At 38.2% G+C, this 534-nt stretch carries 1 protein-coding gene; it reads right to left on the bottom strand.

The features are described 5' to 3' along the window. Positions 1 to 465 (bottom strand): hypothetical protein (locus tag IE260_RS43525; RefSeq protein WP_229881868.1); only part of this gene is annotated, 465 nt, incomplete at its 3' end. Positions 466 to 534 lie beyond the last annotated feature (69 nt).

Below are 534 nucleotides of genomic sequence, written 5' to 3'. Positions count from 1 at the left end.
CTTGCCTAAACTATAGGCATCAAGCTCTAGTTTGGCTTCTTGCACCGCTAAATAATCCAATTTTTCAAAAGCGAGTAAAAAGGCTCTGCTCCAGCGATTCGTGGTTTCTAAAATGCCATCAAATTCATCTTTTGTGATTTCTCGCACCCATAAAGGCTCTTTTCCTATAGGTTTTGTGCCAAAAAGTTCATAAGAAATATAGCCATCATCAATCCAATCGTTATTTTGCGTGAAAATCTCCACTAAAAAATACTCATGGTCATAGTAAGTGCCGCTATCCACATCGTTTAAATGCGTAGCGATAGCCGTGATGATAGGCACATTATTTTGGGTGATTTCGCCTTTCCTGCTGGCTTGGATCTTTTTTTCTAAAATGAGATCCGGCGTGTAAGTGTCTTCATTGAAATTGCTCACACACCCTAAACAAAAGAATAAAAACACCAGAAGCGTTGAGAGATTTTTCAAGCCCATTCCTTGCTAAAACCCATGCCATTTTTAGCTAAAATAAAACCTATATTATAACTAAAAGGGGGT

It is taken from the genome of Streptomyces viridiviolaceus, assembly GCF_014650995.1.
Classification (GTDB): Bacteria; Actinomycetota; Actinomycetes; order Streptomycetales; family Streptomycetaceae; genus Streptomyces; species Streptomyces viridiviolaceus.
The sequence above is the reverse complement of the archived record's forward strand: the minus strand, read 5'-3'. Positions and strand labels throughout refer to the sequence as shown.